The following is a 1,319-nucleotide window of genomic DNA, read 5'->3' as shown; positions in this document are numbered from 1 at the left end:
CTGCCGGTGACCGCGCATGACGGCAGCGTCATCGGCAGCGGGCAGGACACGCCCTTGTTGGCGAGATGGCCCATCAGCCCCAGAAAAAACGGCAAATCCGCCTTCTCGACGCGCTTCTCATAGAGCGTCAGGATGTAGGAGCCGCTGGAGGTGTGCAGCAGAAAGTTCGAGTTCTCGGTGCCTTCGGCGATGCCCTTGTAGGACAGGAGATCGCCGACCGGATAGTGCTTCAGGAATGCGCCGAGTTCGCCTTCCGCAACGTCGGTGTAGACCGCCATGTGCCTTACGCGGCTCCATTGACGAAGGCCATGTCGGCCCGCGTCAGTTCGACATCGCGCAGGACCCGCATGACTGGAAAATCCTCGGTTTCCGTGGCCGTGATGGCAAGATCGATCGTGACATCGAAGCGTTGCCGGAACGCGTCGATGATCTCGTCGACGATGATTTCGGGCGCCGACGCGCCGGCCGACAGGCCAAGCGTCGAGATGTTGCCGATGTCATTCCACGGAATCTCGGCGGCGCGCTGCACGAGAAGCGACATGGTGGCGCCTGCACGCTCCGCGACTTCGACAAGTCGTCGCGAATTGGAGGAATTCGGCGCGCCGACGATCAGATAGAGATCGGCGCCCGGCGCGGTGTCCTTGACGGCTTCCTGGCGGTTGGTGGTGGCATAGCAGATCGATTCCGCCGCTGGTGCCTGCAGCGCCGGAAAGCGATCCTGCAAGGCGCGGATGATGCCGGCGGTGTCCTCGACAGACAATGTGGTCTGGGTAACGAAGCCGAGCGCCTGCGGATCGGCGGGCGAGAGCTTTGCGGCATCGGTTTCGGTTTCGATCAGCGTCACCGCTCCGTCCGGCAGTTGGCCCATGGTGCCGATCACTTCGGGATGACCGGCGTGACCAATCAACAGCACATGGCGGCCGAGCCGCTGATGGCGCATCGCCTGCTTGTGGACCTTCGACACCAGCGGGCAGGTGGCATCGAGATAGAAGAGATTGCGCGCCTTCGCATCCGCCGGCACCGATTTCGGCACGCCATGCGCCGAGAACACGACGGGCGACTGCCGATGTTCGGCCGGTATCTCGGAGAGTTCCTCAATGAAGACGGCGCCAAGGCTTTGCAGCCCCTCGACGACGTAGCGGTTGTGCACGATCTCATGGCGGACATAGACCGGCGCGCCATATTTCTTCAGCGCCAGTACGACGATCTGAATGGCACGGTCGACACCGGCGCAGAAACCGCGCGGCTGGCAGAGCCGGATCGTCAGAGGTGGTTTGGTGGTTGTCTGAAGCATTAAATCCGGGCCGGTTGATCAAAGC

The 1,319-nt window shown here is 62.5% G+C and carries 2 protein-coding genes; both read right to left on the bottom strand.

Going from position 1 to position 1,319, the window contains the following annotated elements; translation table 11 throughout:
- On the bottom strand, positions 1-278 hold a 278-nt coding region (locus tag EOC06_RS42725; protein WP_245469700.1), incomplete at its 3' end, for a phosphotransferase.
- A 5-nt stretch (positions 279-283) separates the two neighbouring features.
- Positions 284-1,294 (bottom strand): 4-hydroxy-3-methylbut-2-enyl diphosphate reductase, encoded by a 1,011-nt coding sequence (gene ispH, locus EOC06_RS17200; protein WP_128308332.1) that lies wholly within the window; start codon positions 1,292-1,294, stop codon positions 284-286.
- Between the last annotated feature and the right edge of the window lie 25 nt (positions 1,295-1,319).

It is taken from the genome of Mesorhizobium sp. M7A.F.Ca.MR.362.00.0.0, assembly GCF_004023175.1.
Lineage (GTDB): Bacteria > Pseudomonadota > Alphaproteobacteria > Rhizobiales > Rhizobiaceae > Mesorhizobium.
This window is presented reverse-complemented; position numbering and strand designations above follow the sequence as displayed.

Coding starts and splice junctions, on each gene's coding strand:
- ispH (WP_128308332.1), bottom strand. CDS start 1,294: ATGCTTCAGACAACCACCAAACCACCTCTGACGATCCGGCTCTGCCAG.